This is a genomic window from Dietzia sp. 2505 (genome assembly GCF_040546785.1).
Classification (GTDB): domain Bacteria; phylum Actinomycetota; class Actinomycetes; order Mycobacteriales; family Mycobacteriaceae; genus Dietzia.
Genome location: NZ_JBEPON010000007.1, coordinates 26493 through 51026, shown reverse-complemented (window position 1 = coordinate 51026; position 24534 = coordinate 26493). Strand labels below are relative to the sequence as shown.

The 24534-nt window shown below is 71.0% G+C and carries 20 protein-coding genes; 9 read left to right on the top strand and 11 right to left on the bottom strand.

Going from position 1 to position 24534, the window contains the following annotated elements; genetic code table 11:
• Positions 1–323 precede the first annotated feature (323 nt).
• Positions 324–1202, top strand: coding sequence for an alpha/beta fold hydrolase (locus ABIE38_RS13585; RefSeq protein ID WP_354057128.1), 879 nt, complete (start codon positions 324–326; stop codon positions 1200–1202).
• A gap of 19 nt (positions 1203–1221) precedes the next feature.
• On the opposite strand, the gene ABIE38_RS13580 is transcribed toward ABIE38_RS13585, so the two are convergent.
• Complete coding sequence (locus tag ABIE38_RS13580) at positions 1222–1686, bottom strand: SRPBCC domain-containing protein (protein WP_354057126.1); 465 nt, start codon at positions 1684–1686, stop codon at positions 1222–1224.
• Positions 1687–1782: 96 nt separating this feature from the next.
• Here ABIE38_RS13580 and ABIE38_RS13575 point away from each other — a divergent pair, with 96 nt between their 5' ends.
• The gene (locus ABIE38_RS13575; RefSeq protein WP_354057124.1) at positions 1783–2664 is read left to right on the top strand and encodes a TspO-related membrane protein; all 882 of its coding nucleotides are present in this window, start codon (positions 1783–1785) and stop codon (positions 2662–2664) included.
• On the opposite strand, the gene ABIE38_RS13570 is transcribed toward ABIE38_RS13575, so the two are convergent.
• Entirely contained in the window at positions 2634–3443 is an 810-nt protein-coding gene (locus ABIE38_RS13570; protein ID WP_354057122.1) for a hypothetical protein, read from the bottom strand. The genes ABIE38_RS13575 and ABIE38_RS13570 overlap by 31 nt on opposite strands.
• Before the next feature lie 180 nt (positions 3444–3623).
• Positions 3624–4187, bottom strand: a complete 564-nt coding sequence (locus tag ABIE38_RS13565) for a TetR/AcrR family transcriptional regulator (RefSeq protein WP_354057120.1) — start codon at positions 4185–4187, stop codon at positions 3624–3626.
• A gap of 85 nt (positions 4188–4272) precedes the next feature.
• Here ABIE38_RS13565 and ABIE38_RS13560 point away from each other — a divergent pair, with 85 nt between their 5' ends.
• A complete protein-coding gene (locus ABIE38_RS13560) occupies positions 4273–5247 on the top strand; it encodes a DMT family transporter (RefSeq protein ID WP_354057118.1) in 975 nt (324 codons plus the stop codon).
• Here the strand turns inward: ABIE38_RS13560 and ABIE38_RS13555 are convergent.
• Positions 5244–6752, bottom strand: coding sequence for a protein adenylyltransferase SelO (locus ABIE38_RS13555; RefSeq protein WP_354057116.1), 1509 nt, complete (start codon positions 6750–6752; stop codon positions 5244–5246). The genes ABIE38_RS13560 and ABIE38_RS13555 overlap by 4 nt on opposite strands.
• A 4-nt stretch (positions 6753–6756) precedes the next feature.
• Entirely contained in the window at positions 6757–7521 is a 765-nt protein-coding gene (locus ABIE38_RS13550; protein WP_354057114.1) for a potassium channel family protein, read from the bottom strand.
• Between the two features lie 198 nt (positions 7522–7719).
• On the opposite strand from ABIE38_RS13550, the gene ABIE38_RS13545 reads away from it, so the two are divergent.
• From ABIE38_RS13545 to ABIE38_RS13525, 5 genes are all read left to right on the top strand, one after another.
• Positions 7720–9195 carry a sodium/glutamate symporter gene (locus ABIE38_RS13545; protein WP_354057112.1) on the top strand — a complete coding sequence of 492 codons (1476 nt, stop codon included), beginning with the start codon at positions 7720–7722 and terminating at the stop codon, positions 9193–9195.
• A 98-nt stretch (positions 9196–9293) separates the two neighbouring features.
• On the top strand, positions 9294–9800 hold the full coding sequence (locus ABIE38_RS13540; RefSeq protein WP_354057110.1) for a DUF2243 domain-containing protein: 507 nt from the start codon (positions 9294–9296) through the stop codon (positions 9798–9800).
• Positions 9801–9805: 5 nt separating this feature from the next.
• Entirely contained in the window at positions 9806–10630 is an 825-nt protein-coding gene (locus ABIE38_RS13535; protein WP_354057107.1) for a cytochrome c oxidase assembly protein, read from the top strand.
• Positions 10631–10795: 165 nt separating this feature from the next.
• A complete protein-coding gene (locus tag ABIE38_RS13530) occupies positions 10796–11011 on the top strand; it encodes a PLDc N-terminal domain-containing protein (RefSeq protein WP_354057106.1) in 216 nt (71 codons plus the stop codon).
• A complete protein-coding gene (locus tag ABIE38_RS13525; RefSeq protein ID WP_354057104.1) occupies positions 11008–11298 on the top strand; it encodes a hypothetical protein in 291 nt (96 codons plus the stop codon). The genes ABIE38_RS13530 and ABIE38_RS13525 overlap by 4 nt, the downstream gene beginning before the upstream one ends.
• On the opposite strand, the gene ABIE38_RS13520 is transcribed toward ABIE38_RS13525, so the two are convergent.
• From ABIE38_RS13520 to ABIE38_RS13500, 5 genes are all read right to left on the bottom strand, one after another.
• Complete coding sequence (locus ABIE38_RS13520) at positions 11263–11454, bottom strand: hypothetical protein (RefSeq protein ID WP_354057102.1); 192 nt, start codon at positions 11452–11454, stop codon at positions 11263–11265. The genes ABIE38_RS13525 and ABIE38_RS13520 overlap by 36 nt on opposite strands.
• Positions 11455–11625: 171 nt before the next feature.
• Positions 11626–16449, bottom strand: a complete 4824-nt coding sequence (locus ABIE38_RS13515; RefSeq protein WP_354057100.1) for a DUF5979 domain-containing protein — start codon at positions 16447–16449, stop codon at positions 11626–11628.
• Positions 16450–16888: 439 nt separating this feature from the next.
• The gene (locus tag ABIE38_RS13510; protein WP_354057098.1) at positions 16889–19450 is read right to left on the bottom strand and encodes a LuxR C-terminal-related transcriptional regulator; all 2562 of its coding nucleotides are present in this window, start codon (positions 19448–19450) and stop codon (positions 16889–16891) included.
• Between the two features lie 186 nt (positions 19451–19636).
• Entirely contained in the window at positions 19637–19855 is a 219-nt protein-coding gene (locus ABIE38_RS13505; protein ID WP_354057096.1) for a hypothetical protein, read from the bottom strand.
• A complete protein-coding gene (locus ABIE38_RS13500) occupies positions 19852–20280 on the bottom strand; it encodes a hypothetical protein (RefSeq protein ID WP_354057094.1) in 429 nt (142 codons plus the stop codon). Before ABIE38_RS13500 ends, ABIE38_RS13505 begins: the two co-directional genes overlap by 4 nt.
• Before the next feature lie 176 nt (positions 20281–20456).
• Here ABIE38_RS13500 and ABIE38_RS13495 point away from each other — a divergent pair, with 176 nt between their 5' ends.
• Complete coding sequence (locus ABIE38_RS13495) at positions 20457–22685, top strand: bifunctional lysylphosphatidylglycerol flippase/synthetase MprF (RefSeq protein WP_354057092.1); 2229 nt, start codon at positions 20457–20459, stop codon at positions 22683–22685.
• 47 nt (positions 22686–22732) lie between these two features.
• On the opposite strand, the gene ABIE38_RS13490 is transcribed toward ABIE38_RS13495, so the two are convergent.
• A complete protein-coding gene (locus ABIE38_RS13490; RefSeq protein WP_354057090.1) occupies positions 22733–24457 on the bottom strand; it encodes a putative PEP-binding protein in 1725 nt (574 codons plus the stop codon).
• Between the last annotated feature and the right edge of the window lie 77 nt (positions 24458–24534).

Sequence of the window (24534 nt, the reverse complement as noted above, 5' to 3'; positions counted from 1 at the left end):
GTCAGGGTTCGGACGAGCTTCTTCTGCATCTGACGTGACCTCCTGAGGTCTCGGTTCGTGCATCGGGTGTCCAACATCGGCCGTCGACCATCGACGGGGACGGCCGACGACCCTACGAGCGGGGTACGGGGGCGGTGCAACCCCCGCGCGGCGCAACTACGCGATCCGGGCCGGGGTCGGGCGGCGGGATGCGAGACCCCCACGGGCGTCGTCGCTGCTCACGGGGACGGATCGGCGCGGCGTCGCGACCTCCGGCCTCTGCGGTGAGATGGCTCACCTCGTCGTCGTCCCTCGTCACGCGCCCGAGCCCTAGGCTCGGCATCATGACCGATCACATGGTCCGCGTCGACGGGCGGCGCATCGCCGTCCACGAGTGCGGGGACCCCGCCGGGCGGCCGGTGATCCATTTCCACGGGACCCCGGGCTCGCGTCTCGAGATGGACTTCGGCTCCGAGCTCGCCGAACGGGCGGGCATCCGGGTGATCGGCGTCGATCGCCCCGGCTACGGCCTGTCCGACGCCGGACCGATCAGCCCGGGCGGGGTCGCGCGGGACGTCCTGGCGGTCGCCGACGACCTGGGCGCGGCGCGGTTCGCCGTCTCGGCCTGGTCGGGCGGAGGGGCGTTCGCGCTGGCCACTGCCGCCGCCTCGCCCGATCGCGTCCTGCGGGTGGGGATCTCCGGCGGGTTGGCCCCGTTCGATCGGATGCCAGGTGCGCGCGAGGCGCTGACCGCAGGGGATCTCGAGGCACTCTCCCACCTGCCGCACGACCCCGCCCGCGCGGCCGAGCTGTTCCGGTCCGGCAACTCCGGGGTACTCGACGCGATGCTGTCGGTCAGGGACGACGAGACGGCGCCGTGGGTCGACTGGATGTGGGCGGACAGCGACGCGGCGGTGATCGCCGATCCGGCCGCCCGGCGGGCCCTGTTCGTGAACTTCCGCGAGGCGCTCCGGCAGGGGACGGGGGCCATCGCGTGGGACAACGTGGCCTTCGTCGGACCGTGGGGCTTCCGGGTCGAGGACGTCCGCGCGCCCGTGCACCTCTGGTACGGCGACGACGACGAGATGGCCCCACCGGTCAACGGGCGCTGGCTGGCCGAGCACCTGGGCGCGGCCGAGCTGACCCTATACCCGGGTGAGGGCCACCTGCTGCCGCTGGCCCATTGGGGCGAGATGCTGCGGGCGCTGACCACTACGGGGTGACCAGCTGACGGGGTCCGGCTCAGCCGGCCACCGCGGCGGCGAGGTTGGACAGCGAGTCCTCGAGCTGCTGCTCGGACACCAGCGGGAAGGACACCTTCTTGAGGATCTCCTTGTCGGTGACCTTGCCCCAGTCGTAGGTCAGGCGCACCAGCGTCGACTCGGGCCCACGGCTCTCGAGCTCCCAGACCCACTCCCAGCCGGGGGGCTCGGTGCCGGCGGGCGCGGTCTGCCACGCCAGGATCTTGTCCTTGCCGTACCCGGTGACGTGGTTCTCGGTGCGGTACTCGCCACCCATGTGGTCGCCCTCCATGTCCATGGAGAACACGTCGCCGACCTGCTGGATCCGGTCGGACTTGTAGTCCCCGCGGACGAAGCCCGAGCCGTCCAGCCTGGCGTGGTTCTCCGGGTTGGTGAGGATGTCGAAGATCTCGGCCGCCGAGTGGTCGATCACGCGCTCGACGGTGACGCTCGTAGATGTGGTCATGTCTCCCACCTTGCACGTCGGCGCCGTCCCGTGCATCCGGTCGCCGTGACCCGGGCCGGGTCGCCACCCCGGTGAACTGCGGCTACGGTCGTCAACATGGACCAGTCGACACCGAACCAGACCGAGGCGTCCCCGACCGAGGCGTCCCCGACCGAGGCCGACACGACCCGGGTCACGGGGTGGGCCATGCCCGTGATCACGCTCCTCGGGGTGGCGGCCGCCATCGTGGCCGCATTCGTCGGCAGCGGCGCCCTCGGTGGCACCCCGGTGGCCGAGGCCGCCGGCGGGGCGCTGTCCGCGGACGTCACGCCGGTGGCTCCCGCGGGTTCCGCGTTCGGCATCTGGAGCGTCATCTACCTGGGCCTGATCGCCTACGCACTCTGGCAGCTGAACGCCACCGCGCGCCGGTCTGCCCGGCAGCGGGCGCTGCGGCCGTGGGCGCTGGCCTCGGTCCTGCTCAACGCCGCCTGGATCTGGACCGTGCAGCTCGACCAGATCGCGTTCTCGGTGGTGGTGATCGTGGTCCTGCTCGGCGTGCTGGTCCGCATCATGTACCTCCTCGGCGCACCGCGGACCGGCGGCGTGGTGGAGCTGGTCGTCACCGACGGTACGTTCGGCCTCTACCTGGGCTGGGTGTCGGTGGCCACGCTCGCCAACACCTTCGCGTGGCTCGCGGCCGAGGGCGTCGACCCGGTGACCGAGATCCCGCTCGGGCTCGTCGGCATCGTCGCCGCGGCGGGGATCGGGCTGGCCACGGCCCTGCTCAGTCGCGGCCGGGTGGCGCCAGCCCTGGCGACCGCCTGGGGGCTGGCGTGGGTCGCTGTGGGTCGCACCGAGGGCCGGTTCGAGTCCGGGGCCCTGGTCTGGACCGCCGCCGTGGCCTCAGCCGTGGTGATGGTGGTGGCCGTCCTGAACTGGCTCCGGGTCCGCCGGGCGACGCTCCCCGGTCAGGACGCCAACCGCCCCGGCAGGTCCTGAGGCAGGGCTGGCCGGGAACCCACCTGGTCGACCAGCCGGTCGCCGAGGATCTCCAGCGGGGACCTGCCGTCGGGCCCGGGTTCGGAGTACTGCGCGGCGTACGCGCGGTCCTCGTACCTGACCAGCGCCGCGCGGGCCTCGTCCAGGCGGCGGCCGAACACCATCGGCCACTCGGCCGGGTGCTGGAGCACGTGCAGACGCATGGCCAGCTGGGTGCGGGATTCCGGGAGGCCTTCGAGGAGCCCGCGGTACACCTGATCCGGGGTCAGCGGGGAGTCACGGACCGCCGCCCGGAGGAGGCTGTCCCTCTCGATGCCGCTCAGCGGGTCGCCGGGAACGGAGACCCAGAAGGTCCGGTCCGGAACCGGGCCCACGCGTCTGCCCGCCACGCCCTGGCCGCCCGGGTCGCCGGTGCCCGGCAGCCACCGGTCGCGGGGGCGCAACGGGTCCGAGAGCAGGCCGACGGCCAGCACCCGGTCCAGTTGTTCGGGGTACGCGTCCAACCAGTCGTGGATCACGCGGCACCCGCAGCAACACCCCAGGAGGACGATCCCGTCGGACGGGTGGAGACCCACGAGCCGGGCCAGGTCCGCCACGCCGGCGGCCGAGGCGGCGTCCCAGCTCCGCGGACGGTGGAGGCGGGTCCGCTCGGGCTCCGGCCACTGCACCCGGACCGCGGCGCGGGCGCCGAGGCGGAAGGAGAGATCGTCGACGAAGGCGTCCATCACCCCGGAGGACCGGCGGTACGTCCCCTCGCCGTCGGCGATGAGAATCCTCATGATGGCCACCCCTCTGGCGGTCCGCGACCTCAGGCGGGTGGCCTGAGGCGGGACGTGCCTGTCCGCTGAACGTAGGACAACCATGTAGTCGTGTCAATAAGTTTTCATTGATAACTCGTGTCCGCCAAGGAGATTCGCCGCCCCGTCCGCCCCTGTCCCGCCCACCCTGCCCCGTCCACCTCAGCGCCCGTCGCTCGCCACGAGTACACGCGCCGCATCATCGGCCACCCGGAACGCGGAGGCCTCCCCGAGCACCGTCGCCGCGACCTGCGCACCCTCGTAGAGCTGATGGACGGCCGCCGCCACCACCCTGTCGCCCCCCACGAGCACCACGAGGAGCTCGCGCATCCACCGCTTCTCCTCCCTGATCGTCTCGGCGGCGGCAGACCGCCCCGCTCCCCCGACCTCGGCCCACGCGTTGACGAAGGCGCATCCGCGATGGTTCGACCTCACCCACTCCTCGGCCCGACGGAAGAATTCGGCGAGGCTCCACTCCGTCGCGTCGAGATGGTCGACGAGATACTGCTGCCACCGGCTGCCACGCCGACGCAGATACGCGTCGACGAGACCATCCTTGGACCCGAAGCGCTGATAGAGCGTGCGCTTGGTGGTCCGCGCCCGCTCGGCGATGAGCTCGACACCGACGGCCGTGATGCCCCTCGAGTAGAAGAGGTCGTCGGCAGCCTCGAGGATGCGTTCCCCCACCTCGGTCGTCGGGATGATCGGCCACGGTTCAGGGGCCACCCGGTCCTCCTCACAACGGTCCACTCCCCGGCGGTGCCCGATGGGTGCACTGACAGTATACCGATCGGTATGCTTTGCTCGGGCCGTGGACAGAACACTGGTGGCCGGGGCATTCGTACTGCTGTGGAGTTGCGGGTTCGTGGGTGTGGCGTGGGGCACCGCGGACACGGCTCCCGCGGGCCTGCTGGCGTGGCGGTACGTCATCACCGCCGGACTGCTGCTCTCGGCGGTCACGGTTATCGGGAGCCGGATCAGCCGCCGAGATCTCGGGCAGCAGTGCGTCCTCGGCCTCACCGCACACGTGATGTTCCTCGGTGGCCTGTTCGCCGCGGCCGCGGCCGGTGTGGACGCGGGGACGGCCGCACTGGTGTGCTCCGCCCAGCCGCTGCTCGTCGCGGCCGCCGGAGCCGTGTTCTGGGGCGACCGGCTGGCACCGCGGCAGTGGAGCGGGGTCGCGCTCGGACTCGGCGCGGTCGCCCTCTGCGTGGGAGGGGTCAGTGACCTCGGCCCGGCGATGACCCTACCGATGATCAGCCTCCTGGGCCTGACCTGCTCGGCGCTGCTCGAGCGCCGCTGGGCGCCACGGGTCCACCTCGTGACCGCCCTGACGGTCCAGGTGTGCGCGGCGGCGATCGTCTTCGTCACCGTCGCGGCGCTCACCACCGGCATCGCGGTCGACCCGACGGCCCGGCTGGTGGGTTCGCTCGCGTGGCTGGTGGTCCCGGCCGGGCTCGGGGGTTACGGGGCGTACATCCTCGCCCTGCGCACCCTCGGAGCCACGCGCACGAGCATGCTGCTCTACCTCACCCCTCCGGTATCGGCGATCTGGGCGTGGGCGATGCTCGGGGACCGGATCGGGGCCCCGCAGGTCATCGCGATGGGGCTGGGGATCGTGGCGGTCCTGCTCACGGCGAGCCCCGGCGACGGCGGCCGGCCGGTCGCCGACTCCCCGGCCAGCCCCGGCGTCGTCCCGGGCGGGGACACTCCGCGGCCCGACCGACCACGACCTCCCGCGCACTCCCATGCCGGCGGCGGGGCGGTCCCCGGACGCCTGCCCTAGGTTCCGCAGAACGTGACGTGGGGGGAGGAGTCCGGCGGGGCCGGGCTGGCGTACCGCTCCAGTCCGGGACGTTCGGTGTAGGGATCGGTGACGACGACGAGGAGGTCGTCGAACGGCCCGAGATCGCCCGCCGTGGCCGCGTCCAGGGCCTCCTCCACCAGGTGGTTGCGCGGGATGTACACGGGATTGGCTCCCGCCATCACCTCAACCGAGGGATCCAGTGCGCGCCACTTCGCCAGCCACCCGTCGGCCAGTTCCCCCACCAGCTCGCGTACCGGCGAGGTGTCGCCCGCCGCCGCGGGGATGAGCGCGCGGAAGAACGACGTGAAGTCGACGCGGGTCGCGGTGAGCAGCCGCGAGAGCTCCTCCAGCAGCGGCTCGACCGCCTCCGGCCCGGCCGCCTCGCCCGAGCCGGGCTCGCCCGGCCCCTCCGGATCGCCCGACCCGGCCGGTCGGCCCAGCGCAGCGGGAAGTCCCAGCTTGGTGCGCATCCCCGCGGTCCAGGCCTCCTGGTAGCGGGCGGGAAACGTCCCCAACGAGGCTGTCAGCGTCTCGACGGCCGCGTTCTCGTCGTCGTCGACCAACGGGATCAGGGTCTCGGCGAACCTCGCCAGGTTCCACTGCACGATGGGCGGCTGGTTGCCGTAGGCGTAGCGGCCCTGGGTGTCGATCGAGCTGAACACCGTGGCGGGGTCGAACTGCTCCATGAACGCACACGGTCCGTAGTCGATGGTCTCGCCGGAGATCGTGGTGTTGTCCGTGTTCATCACCCCGTGGATGAACCCCAGCAGCATCCACTGCGCCACCAGGGAGGCCTGGGCGTCGAGGACGGCCGTGAACAGCGCGAGATACGGGTTCTCCGCGTCGGCCGCCTGCGGGTAGTGGCGCGCGATGGCGTGATCGGCGAGCCTGCGCACCAACTCGACGTCTCCGGTGGAGCGGGCGAACTGGAAGGTGCCCACTCGCAGGTGGCTGGCCGCGACACGGGCGAGCACGGCCCCCGGCAACGGTTGCTCGCGGTGGACGGCCACTCCGGTTCCGACCACCGCCAGCGCCCGGGTGGTGGGCACCCCCAGCGCGTGCATCGCCTCGCTGATGAGGTACTCGCGGAGCATCGGCCCGACCGCCGCCAGTCCGTCGCCACCACGGGCGAACGGCGTACGGCCGGAGCCCTTGAGGTGGAGGTCGCGCCCGTCCGGCAGCTCACCCATCAGCAGGGCCCGCCCGTCGCCCAGTCGCGGGGAATAGCCACCGAACTGGTGGCCCGCGTACGCCTGCGCGACCGGGGTGGAGCCGTCGGGGACGTGGGTGCCGGTCAGCAGGGCCAGGCCCTCGTCCCCCCGCAGGTAGGCCGGGGCGACGCCCACCTCGACGGCCAGCGGCTCGTTGAGGGCGAGCAGGCGCGGCGTGGGTGCCTCGGCCGCCGTCCATCGCACCCCGAGATCGGGGAATTCGCGGGCGAAGGCATCGGTGAGCCGTACGCCGGACCGCTCCTGGGAAGTCATACCGTCAACGGTACGTCTCCGTGGCGGGGTGGTCCGGCCGCCCGCTCCGGCCCTCCGCGACGGCACCGAGACGCCCGAGATCCTCGCGCAGTGCCGCGATGTCCGCCGACAGGCGGCTGACCTGTGCCTGCGTGGCGGACTGGTTGAGCTCGTCCTGCTCGCTGACCCGGTCCACGATCCACGAGGCGAGCGTGGCCGTGACGACGCCCAGGAGGGCGATCCCGGCGAGCATCAATCCCGTCGCGATCACCCGGCCCGTCGGGGTCACCGGCGCGATATCCCCGTATCCGACCGTGGTGACGGTCACGACAGCCCACCACAACGCCTGACCGTAGGTCTCGATCGATGAGCCCGGAGCCCCGCGCTCGGCGTCCAGGATCGCGAGGGAGGACACGACCAGCAGGACCGATGTCGAGCCCGCGGCGTACGCGATCACCTGGCCGCGCACGGCCGTCCCCGCCGAGCGGTGCATGACGCTGAGCAGCATCACCAGCCGGAGCAGGCGCAGGGGCCTGAGCATCGGCAGCGCGATCACCACGACCTCGTACCAATGTGTGAACAACCACCGGCCCCGCTGTTTCGCCAGCGCCAGGCGCACCCCGAAGTCCACCGCGAAGAGCACCCAGGTCCCCACCATCACGACCTCGACGGCCACGCCCCCCGAGCCGGCCGGATCGAGCAGGACCGAGACCGCGTAGGCGACGAGGAAGGCCAACGCCGCCCCGATCATCGGCCATTCCGTCAGTTCCGCCCACCGTTTCTCCGTCACCGCTCGATGATGACCGATCCGCGGCGCCCGCGGCGAGCGAAGTGACGGCATGGTTACCGATCAGCGGTTCAGGTTCATTTCAGCGATAACACGGCGTACATTCCTCACAACCGGGGAGTCGTCACGTCGATCGGCAGATGTAGAGAGACGGGGCCGGCCTCCACGCCATGCGTCACCGACCGGAACCGAGGTTGCCCCATGACGGCCAATGCGGTGGGCTTCGCGCTACTCATACTCGGGTTGGCGCTGCTGATCGGAAAGATCATCCGCGTCAAGGTGGGGATAGTCCAGTCACTGTTCCTGCCCAGCTCGATCGTCGCCGGGGCGCTGCTCCTGCTGCTGGGTCCCGAGGTCCTGGGCCGGTTCGGGGGGCCGTGGGGAGAGAACGGCCTGTTCACCGAGCCCATGGTCGAGGTGTGGTCCTCGTTGCCGGGGCTGCTGATCAGCGTCATCTTCGCCACCATGTTCCTCGGGCAGAAGCTGCCGACCGCGAAACGGGCCGTGAAGCTCGTCGGCCCCCAGCTCTCGCTCGGTGTGTCCCTCGCCTCCGGGCAGTACGTCGTGGGCCTCCTGCTCGCCGCACTGATCCTCGTGCCGACCCTGGCGGCCGCGCCGATGACCGGAGCGCTCATCGAGATCGGGTTCGAGGGAGGTCACGGCACCGCCGCCGGTATGCGCCCGGTCTTCGACGAGCTGGGCTTCGGCGAGGGCGCCGACCTGGCCGTCGGACTGGCCACCGTGGGCATCGTGGGCGGGATCGTGATCGGCATCGCGCTGATCAACTGGGCGGTGCGCACCGGTAAGACGGAGATCATCACCGGAAGCGCCAAGATGTCCATCGAGGAGCAGAGGGGTCTCTTCAGCAAGGACGAGTACTACTCCGCCGGCAAGATGACGTCCCGTCCCTCCTCCGTCGAGCCGCTGTCGCTCCACATCGCGATCGTCACGGTGGCGATCCTCGTCGGCCTCGGGATCCTGGAGGGCCTGCGCTGGATCGAGCAGGCCACCTACGCGTCGGTCATGCTCGACGAGAACACCCCGTTGGAGATCTTCGCCTACGTCCCCCTGTTCCCCATCGCCCTCCTCGGCGGCGTGATCGTGCAGTACGTCGCCACCAAAGCCGGATTCGCCCACGTGATCGACGCCCAGATTATGCTGCGGATCCAGGGCTGGGCGCTCGACTTCCTCATCGTCGCCGCCATCGCCACGCTGTCCCTGCAGGCCATCGGCGAGAACATCGGCGTCTTCGCCATCCTCGCGGTGGCGGGGATCGTGTTCAACGTCGCCGTCTTCCTCCTGTTGGCCCCGCGGATCATCGGTCGCTACTGGTTCGAGCGCGGCATCGGTGACTTCGGACAGTCCATGGGCGTCACCGCGACTGGCCTCATCCTGATGCGCGTGGTCGACCCCCAGGCCGAGAGCCCCGCGTTCGAGGCGTTCGGTTACAAGCAGCTGGTCTTCGAGCCGTTCTTCGGCGGTGGACTCATCACCGCCATGGCCGTGCCGATCATCTTCCTCACCGGAGTGTGGCCGCTGTTCTTCGTGATGCTCGCGGTCTTCCTCGTGGCCGTGCTCTCCGGGTTGTTCTACTTCCGCCCCAGGGAGATGAGGGACCGCGCGGAGTGGGAGAAGGAGAAGGGGAGATCCGGCGCGGAGCAACCCGCGCGCGAGTAGGTTCTCGAGCCGTCGGCGCCACCAGCGCGAGCGGTGGTCGCCACTCGTCGGTGGCCCTAGGATCTGCGGCACCCGACCCGACGCGAGGAGGCTGAACCGTGCCGCCACCCTCGATTGACGCCAGCACCACCGATCGTCACGCGGACCGGCGACTCGTGCTGTCCGGCTTCCTCTTCGGTTGCGGGATCGCCGGGTCGGTGATCGATCTGTTCGTCTTTCATCTACTCCTGCAGTGGCACCACTTCTACGACCTCTCCACCCCGAACGTCGCGCTCCTGGCGGACGGGCTGTTCCACGGCGCGACCTGGCTCATCACCGTGTGGGGCCTGTTCATGTTGGGGGACGTCAGGCAGCGGATGGTCGTGCCGTGGTGGCGGTGGTCCGGCGCGGTGCTCACGGGCGTCGGCGTGTTCCAGCTGTTCGACGGGATCGTGTTCCACAAGGTCCTCCGGATCCACCAGATCCGCTACGGCGTGGACCTGATGGTCTACGACGTGGTGTGGATCGGCTCGGCTGTTCTCCTGCTGCTGATCGGGCGGCTGATCCTGTGGCGGACCCCGAGCCCACGGGAGCGGAAACCCGCATCCCCGCAGACCCGGGAGTGAGTCGAGTGCCCCACGACCACGCGCATCCCGAGCCCGCCGGACTGTGGATATCGGAGACTCTCGGTGTGCTTCTGCTCGCGGTGGTGCTCACCACCTACCTGGTCGGCGTCCGTCGGCACCGGGCCAGAGGTCCCTGGCCCCGGTATCGCACCGCGCTGTGGACCGCGGGCCTGATCTGCCTCGGTGTGGCGTGGATCGGCCCCCTGGCCTCGGCAGCGCACTCGGGGTTCACCGCCCACATGGGCGTCCACCTGCTCCTGGGGATGCTCGGGCCGCTCCTGCTGGTTCTCGCGGCCCCGGTAACGCTCGCCCTGCGGACCCTCTCGCCCCGGCACGCGCGGGTGGTCTCCGGAGTGCTCAGGTCCCCGCCTGTGCGGGTACTCACCCATCCCGTCGTCGCGGCCGTCCTCAACGCCGGGGGCCTGTGGGTGCTCTACACCACCGATCTCTTCGCGCTCATGCACTCCTCGCAGACCGTCCACGTCCTCGTCCACGCGCACGTGTTCCTGGCCGGCCTGGCGTTCACTGTGGCGATGATCGGACCGGACCCGAACCCGCACCGTGCGAGCTTCCGGGCCCGCGCGGTGGTGCTCGTGCTCTTCATCGCCGCCCACTCGGTCCTCGGCAGGTGGCTGTACGGCCATCCCCCGGTCGGTGTCGATCCGGCGGATGCCAGGGTCGGGGCCCAGCTCATGTTCTACGGCGGCGAGGTCATCGACCTCGCCCTCCTCGTCCTGCTCTTCACCGGGTGGTATCCGGGATCACGGGGGCGGGACCGGTACCTCCCCCGGAACCCCTCCCGTACCCCCCAGTCAGAACACCGCGCCTGACAGGTCGACGGTTCCCGATCACTCCGGCGATCGCCGGAGTGATCGAAGCGGGGCCGATGCCCGTCCCTGAGTGCGTCGTCGCTCCGTCTCTTCGCCCCTCGCGAGGCCGTGCGAGCCACTAAAGTTAAGGAAAAGCACACTTCCAGTCCCACTCCAGGAGGACCCGTGCGGAAGAAGTCGTGGAACGAACTGTCCGATGGTCAGAAGACCGCGATCCTGACCCTGATGTCCGTGCAGGTGTCGCTGGCGGTCACGGCGTGGACCGATCTGGCCTTCCGGCCCGCCGAGGAGGTACGCGGCAGCAAGGGCAGGTGGGCTGCCATCATCGCGGTCAACTTCATCGGCCCCGCCCTGTACTTCCTGAGGGGGCGGCGGAGATGACCTCCCTGCGACGGGCGGGGCTCGCCGCCGGTGTCATCCTCGTCGTCGTCCTGACCCTCGGCGCGTGCGCCGCAGGGCCCAACGTCGACGTCTCCCCGCAGGGGCTCGGCTTCTGGTGGGGACTGTGGCACGGGCTCATCCTTCCGGTGACCTTCATCATCTCCCTGTTCACCGACACCGTGACCATCTACGAGGTGGGCAACAACGGCAACTGGTACAACTTCGGATTCGTCCTGGGAATCGCGCTGTTCTCAGGCCCCGCGATGGCGGGCTCCCGCCGCCGCTGACAACCGGCACCTGCGGGGGAACCATCGCGGCCGCGCGACCGGATCCGGCGCGACATCCGAACTGCGGTCGACGGTGCGGTCGCGCATGACCTCGGCCAGTCGTCCCTCGTCCAGGCCCGACCACTCGACGTAGTCGTCCCACTCGCTTCCGCTCATGAGGCCGAGAGATCGAAGAGCAGGACGGCAACCCGTCCGAGCAGATCCACAGCCGCCGAACCAGTGGTGTGGACCTCGCCGATGACGATGGGTAGGGGAATGCTGAGCATGTTCTCTCCTCGTGGTGGATGGTCGGGGATCTCCGGGGGCGTGCGAGGGGCGTGGACCCGCTCACTCGTCCGAGGTGTGAAGGGTTCCGCTCCGGCGGCTTCGGATCAGGGCCAGGGCACCGCCGAGGATCATCACCGCAGCCGCACCGGCCAGCCATCGGACGTCCGCTCCGGTGTTCGCCAGCGCACCTCCTGAGGTCGCCGCCCGGGGTGCCGGGACGCCGGGTTCACCCGCGTGCCCGACCTTCGACGCCGTCCCCGGACCCGTGGGGTCGTTCGGGATCGACGGATCCGGTGGACTGGTCGGATCACCGGGGGTCCCGGGATCGGCCGGTTCACCCGGGGTTCCGGGATCGGCCGGCCCGCCGGGCGTCCCCGGGTCATCGGACCCCGGTTTCGGGCCGGTCACCGATCCGCCGTCGAACGGAGGCAGCGGGATCGGAAGCGGGAGGATGATCAGCCCGCGGGAACTCGTGCGGTTCTCCAGTCCCAGCGCCACGGGATCCCCGGCGTCTCCGGTGAAGACCACCGTCGCCCCGGCCGGCTCGTTCTCCAGGCCCGTGACATCGGCATTCCCGGACTCCACGTCCCAGCGGATCTCGTTCCAGGAGACGTTGGGGACATCGGTGGTGGCACCGGTCTCGACGAACTCGACCTCGGTGTCCCGCGGGAAGTAGACCTTCCCGCCGATCACGGTGGCCTCACAGGCTGCCGTGGGAACGGCCACCGCGCCGGGCACCACCTGCAGGACGCAGGATCGTTCCACCTCATCGGCGTCGGTCCAGGTGGCCGTCACCTGGAAGCTCGTGGATGGGTCGCGGGAGACCCGGGCGCCCTTCGGTCCGGTGACGGTCTTGATCACGTCGACCTCGGCGGTCGGGACCGGACGGTTGCGGATCTCGACGACGGCGTCGCCACCGGCGGCGATCTCCACGGTGTCCCGGTCTCCCGGTTCCCCGGCGTCCGCCGCGACGTAGTAGAACGGCCGGGCCCAGTCGATCCCGGGCAGAGCGTCGGGATCGATCTCCGAGAAGGTGATCACCGTCCCCCGCGGCAGGACCTCCCCGGACCGCCACGCCCAGTCGTTCGCGGCGTCGAGGGTGATGACCTCTCCCACGGCGGGGAAGTCCGTCCCCTGCGGAAGCGGCGGGTCGATCCCCTCGATGCGGACCCGGAACTCCGCCTCCGGCGGCAGGCCCGCCTCGGTGGCGACGACCGGGTCGGAACCGTCGAAGAGGTACTTCGCGAACTCGACCGAACCCGGCTGCCACAGCGCCTCGTTGGTCAGGGTGATCAGACGGCCCTCGTCCGGGTCGTCGGAGACGATTCCGGTGGCGGTGCCATCGGGATTACCCGCCAGCCACTGTTCGCCGGCCGGATCGGTACCCCAGGTGATCGATCTCCAGTCGACGCCGTCGATCTCCGGGCGCTCGAGCTCGCGGAAGGTCACCTCGGTGCCCACCGGGAGGTCGACCCCCAGCGGGGTGACCTCTCCGTCGCGGACCGTGAGCTGCGCGGTCCGGAAGACCGTGCCCTCGCGCCAGCGGGCCTCCACGCGGAACTCGGAGTCACCGACCGCCTCGGCCGCCTCCCCGCTGACCTGCTTGGTCAGGCGCAGGGTGCCGTCGTTGGTGTCGACGACGTTGCGCACCGTGGCCTCGCGGAGCTGTCGGCCCACCGTCACCACAGCCGAACCCGGGGAGTCGACCGTGACGTCGCCCCGGAACGCGGGCACGCTCCAGGCCAGACCGTTCCCGTTCGCGGGGACCGTCTCGGTCAGCGTGACCTCGGTGCCACCGGGCAGGTCCTCGCCCAGCTCGACGGGGGTGCCGTCGGCGGGCACGGTCAGGGTTTTCTCCTGTGGCGACCCCTGGGCATCGGTCCACCTGGCCACCACCTCGAATCCGGCCGGGACGGCGGCGTTGGACGCCTGGGGACCGGCGAGTTCCTTCCTCACTGACAGGGTGCCCTGGGTGATGGACGCGGTATTGGTCAGCGTCACGGCGTTCGCCGCGGCGTCGGCGCCGATCACCAGTCTCCGGGGTTCGAAGACGGGCGCCGACCAGGTGATCCGGTCAGTATCTGCGGGTGGCACCTCGGTGAAGGTCACGTGCGCGCCTATCGGGAGTCGCGTCAGTTCGTAGAATCCCCCGTCGGTCAGAGTGAAGGGCCGGATCTCCGCACCGGCGGGCCCGTCGCCATCGAGGTCCACCGCGGCGTGCACGACGTAGGACTCGGATCCGGTGAGTTCACCGACGGCGTCGCCCACGACGCGCTTGGTGACGGTGGCGGATCCGTAGTAGGCGCGGTTGACCAGCTCCACCGCCACATTGGTCCGGGGTTGCAGGGTGATCAACGCCTGGGTCCGGTCGTCGTTGAGCGTGACACCGGTGGCGGGAGAGAACCTCCCGGGACCGAAGTAGACGCCGCCGGTGGCAGCGGGCGGGATCTCGGTGAGGCGGATGGTCCACCCCGACCCGCGGCTGTTGCGCCCGGAGACCGGGTCGTCACCTGCCCGGACCTGCACGGTGTACGACGCCTCGGGAGTCCCGGTCGCGGGGTCGACGCCGGGCGCGAACTCCTCGACCCGGACGGAGTAGGTGGTGTCCTCGGGGACGTCCTCGGACCGGCGGTCCAGGGACTTGCTCAGCGAGAAGGACCCGCGGTTGACGCCCTGACCGGTCCCTCCCCCGCCCCAGGTCTGCCGGACGCTCTGGGTCAGCTCACGGCCGTAGTAGTCGATGGTGTTGGCGTACGTCGTGCCCCGGGCGTCGAGGCCACCGCTGGAGGTGCACAGGGTGTAGTCGACGCGATACCGGATCTCCCGGCTGTAGTCACCGGCCTCGACGTCTCGGGGCAGGGTGAGCGTGAGCTGGTTTCCGTCGCGGACCACTGTGGTGTCGGCGGTGAGGTCCCGCTCGGGGTTGACACCGGCCGCCCCGAGGAAGTCGCGGGCGATGACGCGGAGGCCGAGGTTCTGCTTGAGATCGTCACCCACCTGGCAGACGGTCAGGGACTCCGAGAAGGTGTCCGTGATCACGGCCGGCTCATCCACGTCCTCGAGGTGCCTACCGGGGATCTCGACAGCCCAGTCGATCGTCGTGCCGGCGGGCTGGATCTGCCCCGCGAGCTCGCGCGGAGTGGTGTTGAGAGTGCCGTTCTTGCTCGAGCTGAAGGACGGTCCCCGCACGGTGGCGCCCACGGGTGAGGTGTTGACCGTCGCGGTGTTGCCGAAGGCGGTGGTGTTGTCCGGGACCTGGCCGGTCGTGATGCAGGTGCTGTAGTTGACGTAGTAGTACTTCTCGGGATCGAAGGCCTCGATGTCCCTGGGCACGAAGGACAGCTCGAACCCGGTGGCCCCGGCCTCGGCATCGTGCGTCACGGTGAACTGGCCGGTCACGTTGGTGCGGGCGGGCGCCTGCCCGTTCGCGCCCGGCAGGTAGTCGCCCCGGGTGATGGTCGGCGCCAGTCCCTGGGCGCAGACGGCGTGGTCACCCTGGAGGCTCTCCAGGATTGTCACCTCATGGTCGGGGTTCGCCGCGATGAAGGAACCCGGGACCATGATGGTCCAGTTGAGGGTTCCGTAGCGACTGTTGCCACCCGGGAGGGAGCCGGACTTGGACGGGGAGACGGCGGGACGCCAGTCCTGGCCGACCCCGATCGCGCCGACGACGGTGCCACCGACGGTCACCGAATTGTCGTAGACGACCGGGGCGCCCCCGGCCTCGGGGATGTCCACCTGGCCGCTGGTGGTGCAGGTCGTGTACTGGATCCGGTACACCTGATCGGCGCGAAACGCACTGCCGTTGGTCACGTCGATGGTGACGGGGTTACCGGCGCCACCCGGTTGGGAGACGGTCACACCGTTGGCGACGGTGGTGAGGGCACCGGGGCGCCCGGACTGCAGTGTCGGGTTGAGGCGGCCCGCCTCGCACAGCTGCATGTTCGACGACAGGGTGTCGGGAAGGGTCACCTGACCCGTGCCGCCGGTGTCCAGGGCGCGCAGTTGACTGCCCGGGATGTCGATGGTCCAGCGCACGGCGGCCTTGTCCGGCTGGAGCGCCCCCGACTTCGTGGCCGGACCGAGGTCCTGGCCGTCGGAGATGCCACCGCCACCGGGAAGCCGGCCGTCCACGATGACCTGACCGTTGACCCGGAAGGGGAGCTCGGCGGCGGTGGTATAGGCCACGGCCCGCGAGAAGAGGGTGAATGTGCCCTTGACGTCCTCGGGCCGGTCGACCACGGCGTCGGTGAGCGTGCAGTTCATGGTGTTCTGGCTGACCACGCAGTTGCCCCAGACCGTGTCGTCCCCGAGGAGCTGAAGGGTCTGGCCGTCGGGGATCTCGAGCTCGGCGGGGAACGCCACACTGAACTCGTCGCCGGGTAGCGGGGCCCTGTCGCCGGTGGTGGCGTCCCAGGTGCCCGACACCGAGACGCTGTCGCCCACCTTGAGCTGCTGGCCCGGGCCGCCGCCCTCGACACGGATCTCGGTGATCGCCACCGTGATCCCGGCGTTGATGGCGTAGGGAGAGACCACCTGGTCGGACGCACGACGCGGCACGACGGGGACGTCCGAGGTACCCGGCGCGGACGGGGAGAGGTCTACGGGGCCGGCACCCGGGATCGCGGTCACGGGCGTCGGCGTGGTGGCCCGGGCCGTCACGGCGTCGGTGCCCGGCGCCGCCGTGCGGGGCGCCGCCGACGCCGCCTCCGACCTGGCGGTCGTGGTGGCCGGCGTCGCGCGTGCCTCCGGTTCCTCGGCCGCCGCCAGCGGGGCGAGAGCCAGGGTGGACAGGACGAGGGCGATCACAGCGCACAGCACCGCCAGGGTGGCCCAGGGGGCCACCCCTACTCCGATGCGACGCGGGTGCCTCAGGCGCCTCATGGGTGGTCCTTCCGAAGACGGATCCCGCCGACCCATCGGCCTCCTCACACGCAGGGCAGGACGGAGATCTCTTCAAGGGGAGATCTCCGCCTGGGCGGGTGGGGACTCGGAGCTCTGAACAGGCCCGGTCGACGACGACGGTGATCACAATTGCGAACACGATCAACATGGACGGTAGTCCATAATGTTGACGATCCCTCGTCACGACGACCTTTTCACCCGGGTGAAAGCACGGGTGAAACCACAGGTGAGAGGGCTACGCCACAGGTTTCGATCGTCCCGACGTCGGCCACATGAGCCAGCTGGACGATCATCCTGCTCTTCGGTCGTCGAGGCATCTGAGCGGGGATTATATCACCCCGTGTGATCCAGGTCACCCCACCTGCGGGCGCGCCGGGGCGCGGGAGAGGCCGATGGGCCCCCGGGACGCCCGGAACCTTCAGAGCAGGCCGAGCCGCCGTGCCTCGTCCACCGCCGCGCCGCGGGACCGGACGCCCAGCTTGCGGTAGACCGCCCGCAGCTGCGTCTTGACGGTGTTGACGCTGACGAAGTGCTGCCGGGCGATGGCGGTGATGGAGTCACCGGTCTCGAGACTCGTCAGGATGGCCCGTTCGCGCTCGGTGAGTTCGGGTGACTCGCGCGCCGGGGCCGGAGAACCGGCCACGCGCACGGCCGACGGTATCTCGGGCCCGAGGGTCGCCAAGGTGGCCAGGGTCCCGCGCGGGAGCGTCGTGAAGGGACGGATCACTCCCGTGAGCCTGGACGTGGTGATCGCACCGTCCAGGTACTCCACCGCCTCCTCCCGCGCGGAGGCGGCGACCGAGGCGGCGGCTCCGATCAGGGACAGCTCCACGGAATCCCTCGCCGTGCACCGGAGGTCCCCATGGTGAGCTCGGACGACCTCCAACGCCCCCATGTGGTCACCTTCATGGAGTCGGGTCCGGCCGCGAGCCGGAGCGGTGAGAGGGTGCGTCGACCCCGCCAGGAGCTCGGCGGCCTCTCCCGGGTGCCCCATCGCCAGGTGCAGGTCGGCCCGGACCGCGTCGAGCAGTGGCCCCACCACGGCGCCGTTGTCGCAGAGCCCCGGGAACCTCCTCATGTGGTGCTCCACGTAACGCAGCCCGTCAGCCGGGGTGCCGGTGGCCAGAGCAATCTGGCCGTACACGTAGAGGGCGAGACCCCACAGTTCCTCCTGGTCGGCCGGGGCCCCCAGGTCGGTCACCAGGCCGATGGCCGGCTCGATGTCCAGACGGTCGAGCCGCGCCAGCGCCGCACCGATCATCCCGGCCGGTCGCACGACGAACTCCGAGTCCGGCGGCAGCTGCGGGTGGCGCCGCTCCTCGTCCCACCAGGACTCCGCCTCGCGGACGTGGCCGAGGAGGGCGTTCACCAACGTCAGCTTCCCGGCGGCGTCACGCTCGATGAAGCTGCCGGCACCGATTCGGTGTGCCCGGCGGAACAGCTGGTGGGCGTCGTCGAACCGGCCCACCAGGAGCAGACTCAGGCCCAGGTGGAGGAAGACGAACGCGGGTCCGTCCCGCTCCGTCTGCGTCGACGAGTCCAGATCCGGGACCGGGACGCGGTTCAGCGCATCGTGCTCCGACACGGCATCGGCGAACCGGCCCTCGATACGGAGTGAGATCATCCGCATCAGCCGCTCGGCGTCGTCGGACACCTCGGGTGACGCGTCGATGGCGGGCGCAGGGGCCGGGGTGTCCTTGGGCGCGGAGAACTGGTTGTGCATCCTGCGCAAGGTGCCGAACAGCGGCTCGCTCTCCAGGACGTCGGCCGGAATGCGCCGGAGGTCCCCGTCCATCTGGAGGAAGTTCGACGTGTAGAGGGTGGTCCAGTGTGCCCGGAGGATTTCCAACACGAGGTCCCAGCGCTCGGCGTCGATGGCGAGGACGAACGCGGCGTGGGGCCGCCCGTGCCGGAGCCAGTGGTCGATCACCGCGAGCCGCGCGCCGAGGAGGAGCTCCGGCTCCTCGGCTCGCGCGATACGGAGGATCGAACCCCGCACCGGGCCCGGATACCTCCAGGTGGGCTCCGCCTCCCCGGGCTCGCGGACGAGGAGCCCGTGCCGCTCCGCCGCGGCCAGGAGATCGTGCGCCGTGGTCTCGCGCCCACCGGATCCACCCACCGCGACGGCGGCCGCGGAGGAGGTCAGAGGTGACACGACCGCAGATCTGTAGAGGTCTGGGCGGAGTCCCACCAGCTCGGGGCTCCCGTCCAGGATGCGCAGGACGACGTGGTCGATCTCGCCACGGATGCGGTCGGCCGGGTCACCACGCGAGGTGGAGGACGACCGCAATGCCTCGACACCGACCTCCACCAGGCCGGCGATACGGCCGGTCTCGGCCGCGATTGAGGAGAGCGGTACCTGGTTGAGGGTGGACACCCCCGCCCGTTCCACCACCTCGGCGAGTTCACCATCGGTGAGCATCAGATCCTCCGGGCCGACGGAGATCGTTCCCCCCGGAACCCCGGCGGTGCGGCTCCAGTCCATCGCGACCCGGGTGGTGGCGACGATGCGGAACCCGCCGGTCGGTGCCCGCCGGATCAACTCGCGGAGACGATCCTCCGGGTCGACCGCCAGGTGGAGATCGTCGAGCATCAGGGTGAGCGGACCTTCCCACCGCCGGAGCATGTCCGCGAGCTGCTCGTAGGCATCCTGGGGCCCGTAGGCATCCTGCGGCGACCCTGTCGCAGCACCGGTGCCCTCACCCTGCGTGCGCAGGCGCCACACCGACTCCGCGACCTCCCGCCAGTAACCGTTCCCCACCAGCTCGGGATCGGGATCGATCACTCCGGCCGAGGTTTCGACACCGGGGGAGTTGCCGGACAGCCACTGACGCAGCAGGGTCGTCTTGCCGGACATCCGCGGCCCGTGCGCCACCACCAGTCGCGCGGGACCGGAGAGCGTGGCCGTCAGACGGACGCGCGGGGGAATTCCGGTGACCGTGAGGGTTCGCGAGGACGGGCCGGTCGCCCCCAAGGGCACAGCGGACTCATGGCCATCCCGAGAACGCGACCGGGGCTGACGGGGTACGACACCACCGGGGCAGGGGCTACTCGGGACCATGCTCGCACCAGCCTCCTCACGCCCGGCCTTTCAACCGGCCCCACCGCTTTTCGGTCGAGTACTCCTCCCACGTTACGGTTTTCGCCCGCTCACCTGCAGCAGCGCTCAGGCGGTGGTGCGCACGAGCAGATGCCACCCCAGCCAGATCCAGAAGGCAAGTAGGGCCCACCGGAGCAGCCAGAACCGGCACACGAACCGGACGAGGTCGACGAAGGTGGGCAGGAGGGGAGACCTGATCGTCACCACGGCCCAGACGAGCACGGCCGCCCAGACCACCGCCCAGATGACGAGGTTGGCCGAACGGTCGGCGGGCAACAGCGTCACCGTGTCACCAGAGTCCATCCCAGCCACGCCCAGACGGAGAACGCCACCGCGCGAACCGGGTAGAACGACAGCGGCTCCTCGAACAAGGAGCTGAGTGTGGGGTAGATCGAGCGTGGCTCGGCGAAGAAGTGGCCCAGTTGGATCGTCGCGACGACGGCGAGCAGAACCATCCACACGATGATCGGCACGGGTCCGCCCACGGCGATGCCGCTCCGGGTGCGGGGAGAGTGGGCGCGGTGCCAACCGCGCCGCATCGCCAGGACGAGCACGGCGACGACCGGGGCGGCCACGGCCACACGCACGGGCCATGTCATGGGGTCGCCCACCGCGGCGACGGCCCCGTAGGCGGCGAGGCCGATCAGCGCGAGCATCCGGTGACGAGCCGGCCCGTGCGCCTCGCGCGTGCGGGACCCGGTGCCGATCATGCCCGCGAGGGTAACAAGACGCCCGGGCCGCCCAGGGCCACGCGGCCCCGGCTGGCCACGAAGCCGAGCGTTTGCTTCCTGCCCGGCTGAGCCTCGCGCATACTTGATCAGTTCGCCGTCGGCGGCGCTTCAGCGGCGCCGGCGGTCTCAGCACGCGCGCCGCCCACGGGAGCACCATGAGCACCGACCAGGTATCCGAGAACAAAGACAGCACCGGCGACCCCGGCGAGCCGTCCCCGCTCGCCACCATGGCCGGTGCGGTCGCACGCGCCGCCCGTCGCCTCCCGGTCACCGTGGTCGTGCTGGCGGCGCTGCTCGTGACCGGGGTGGTGTTCGAGACGCTGTGGCGCTCCGCCCCTGACGCCCCGTGGTTCGAGGGCGTGGCCTACGGAGTCCCCGCGCTCGAGGGCGGCCGCTGGTGGACCGTGTTCGCCGGCCCGTGGTTCGGGATGACCCCTCTCCAGCACGTGTCGCTTCTCGTGCTGGTCGCGGTCGGGATCGGGGTGGGCGAGTGGCGACTGGGGTCCGCGCGGACCGCGTTGGTCGCGATCGGTGGCCAGCTGATCGGCGTGCTCGGGGCGTTCCTCGTGCTCGTCCCCGGCGACGCGGTGGGCTGGGAGTGGGCCACCGAGTTGTCCGTGGTGCTGGACGTGGGGTGCTCGACCGCGGTGATCGCCGTGCTGGCCGCCACCACCGCCACGCTGGTGTCGCCGTGGCGGCTGCGCGCACGGGCGCTGCTCTACGGGTATGTGATCGTGTCGTTCCTCTTCCTCGGGCGCCTGGCCGACCTCACCCATCTCATCGCCTTCGCGGTGTTCCTGGTGGTGGGCGAACGGTTCTTCTCCCTCACCGAGCGGGGACTGCGGCCCCGCACGCGGCGCGAGACCAGGCTGGTCGTCTCCGCCGGGATGTGGTTCCTGGCAGCCGTGCACGTGGTGGTCTACTTCGTCCCCGCGGAGGGCCCCCTCGGCCCGACCGAGGCCGACGACGTGAACCTGGCCGGCATGCTCCTGTCGGTGCTGGTCGCCGCGGTGACCGCCGAGCTGCTCCGCCGCGGCTACCGGGTGGCGTGGCTCGTCGCCCTCGTGTACGCGCTCCTCACGGCGGTGGCCACCTTCGTCGTGACCGTGCTGGTCGTGACCGCGGACTTCGAGAGCCTCGGTGCCGTCACCGCGGGTACGGGCCTGCTGTGGGCGGGTGAGGCCGTCCTGCTGGTGACCGGTCGGGGCGCGTTCGGGGTGAGGATCCGGCGGCGGGTCACCGGCTCCTCGGTCCATTCGGACGACGTGATCGACCGCGTCCGCGCGCTGATCCGGCGGCACGGCGGCAGCACCATGTCGTGGATGATCACGTGGCAGCCGATGAACTACTTCTTCGGGCCCGGCGGCGAGCCCGGCACGGATCCCAGCGGGGATCCCGGGGCAGATCCCACCGCCGACGACACGGGCGCTCCGGCGGCCGGCGTGGTGGGCTACCGCCTGCACGTCGGCACCGTCATCGCGCTCGCGGATCCGGTGGCCGCTCCCGCCGACCGCGCCCGGCTGCTGGCCGAGTTCGTGGACTTCGCCGAGGCGCAGGCCGCGGTGCCGTGCCTGTTCTCCGTGTCGGCCGAGACCGCCGACACCATGCGCGCGCACGGCTGGCGGGCGCTGCAGATCGCCGAGGACACCATCATGGACCTGCCCGACCTGGCGTTCGGCGGCAAGAAGTGGCAGAAGATCCGTAGCGCCATGAACAAGGCGGAGAAGAACGGCACGAGCTTCGTCTCAGGCCTGCTGCGAGAGCAGCCGTCCGCCATCCTGGGGCAGGTCCGCCAGATCTCCGAGCAGTGGGTCGGGGACAAGGAACTACCCGAGATGGGCTTCACCCTGGGCACGGTCGAGGAGTCGCTCGACGACGACGTCCGCATCGCCCTGGCCGTGGACTCCGACGGGGTGGTGCAGGCCGCGCTCTCCTGGCTGCCCGTCTACCGCGGCGGCGCGGAGGGCGGCGTGCGCGGCTGGACCCTGGACGTGATGCGCAAGCGCAACGGGCCCGGCGCGAACAACATGATCGAGTTCCTCATCGCCCGGTCCGCGCTCGAGTTCAAGGACGAGGGGGCCGACTTCGTCTCGTTGTCCGGTGCCCCGTTGGCGCGGAGTGGCGACGACGACGAGGTGGCCACACTCGACCGGGGTCTGGACCTGCTCGGCCAGGCGCTCGAGCCGTACTACGGGTTCCGCTCGCTCCACCAGTTCAAGGCCAAGTTCAACCCGCGGATCGAGCCCGTGTACCTGTGCTTCCGCGACGAGGCCGACCTGCCGCGGATCGGGGTGGCGATCGGCCGGGCGTACCTGCCGGGTGCGACGACCCGCCAGCTCGCCGCGCTCGCCCGGTCGGGAAAGCCGGAGACGGTCGACGCCTGAGGCATCACCGGGGGAGGCTGAGGGTGGGCCGGGTGCGCAGCCGCAGCTCAGGCGCTCCCGGCCATGACAGCGGCGCGGGCCTCGCGCGCGGTGTCGCAGTCCAAGGCCAGCGCCGCCAACTCGCGGCACCGCTCGAGCGTCACCTCACCCAGCGCCGCGCCGACGAACGGCAGTGCCGCCGTGGCCACCGAGAGCGAGCTGACCCCCAGGCCCAGCAGCACGCAGGCGAGCTGCGGATCCGCGGCCGCCTCGCCGCACACACCGACCGGAACCGTCCGGCCGCCCGGCGCCCGGGACGCCGCCTCCGCGACCGACCGGATCAGCCGGAGCACCGCGGGCTGCCACGGGTCGGTGAGCGCGGCCAGATCGGACGACATCCGGTCGGCGGCCATCACGTACTGGGTGAGGTCGTTGGTCCCGATCGACAGGAAGTCCACGTGGGGCAGGAAGCGGTCCACCGCCACGGCCACGGCGGGCACCTCCACCATGATCCCCGGGGTCAGTCCGCGGTCCCGGCAGCGGGCGGCGAAGTCCCGGGCCTCGTCGACCGTGGAGATCATGGGCGCCATCACCCACGGGGAGGAGTGCTGGCCGCCGACCCGCCGGCCGGCCTCGGCCAGGGCGTCCAGCTGTCGGTCGAGCAGTCCCCGGTCGATCAGGTCCACCCTGATGCCGCGCACCCCGAGCGCCGGGTTGTCCTCCTCGGTCATCCCTGCGAACGCCAGCGGCTTGTCCGATCCCGCGTCCAGCGTGCGGGTGACCACCTTCGCGGCGGGGAAGGCGCCGAGGACCCGGGCGTACAGCTCGGCCTGCTCCTCGACGGTCGGCTCGGTGGGGCGATCGAGGAACGCCAGTTCGGTGCGGAACAACCCGATACCTCCGGCCGGCCCCGCCGCCGCGGTCTCGGCACCGGTGGCGTCCTGGACGTTGGCCAGCAGGCTCACCTCGTGACCGTCGGCCAGGACGGCGGGGCCTGTCCATCCGGCGGCCACGTCCCGCAACCGCCGGTCCGCGGCGGCGGCGTCGCGCGCGGATCCCTCGTCGGGATCGACGGACACCGTCCCGGCTCCGGCGTCGACCAGGACCAGCGCCCCGTCGGCCACCGCGGTGAGCCCCGCCGCCGCCACCACGCAGGGGATCCCCAGCTGGCGGGCGATGATCGCGGTGTGGGAGGTGGGGCCTCCGTGTTCGATGACGATCCCCAGGACCATGGTCGGGTCGAGGCCCGCGGTGTCGGCGGGGGCGAGGTCGTCCGCCAGCAGCACGCCCGGCCGGTCGAACTCGGGGATCCCGGGCTCGGGCAGTCCACGGAGCTCGGCCACCACGCGGGCGCAGATGTCCCGTAGGTCCGTGATGCGCTCGGCCTGACGGCCACCGACCTTCGTGAACATGGCGACGAACGTCTCCGTGGCCGCCATCGTGGCCGCCTCCACGCCCAGGCCCTTCTTCAGCTCCTTGACCACGGCCTTGGCCCAGCCGCGGTCGCGCGCGAGCACCGCGTTGGCGGACAGCACCTCGGCGCTCACCCCGGTGGCCAGCGCCGCCCGCTGGTCCAGGCGCCCCGCCACGGTGGTGGCCGCGGTGACGAAGCGCTCCCGGTCGAGCTCGAGCTGCTCCTCCCCCGGCGGCGGGCCGGCGGGTGCACCGTCGGGTGTGGACTCCGTCGCGGCGACCTGCTCGGCCCGCCCCACCCACCGAGCGACCCCGTAGGCGAGGCCGGCCACCACGCCGGTTCCTCGGATGGTCGGCTCGGCCTGCGTTACCTGCGACATGGGGGGCTCCTTAACGGATCGGGCTCGTCGGCCCGGTGGTGCAGTGTGAATTGTGACGAGAATAACTAATTTCGCTT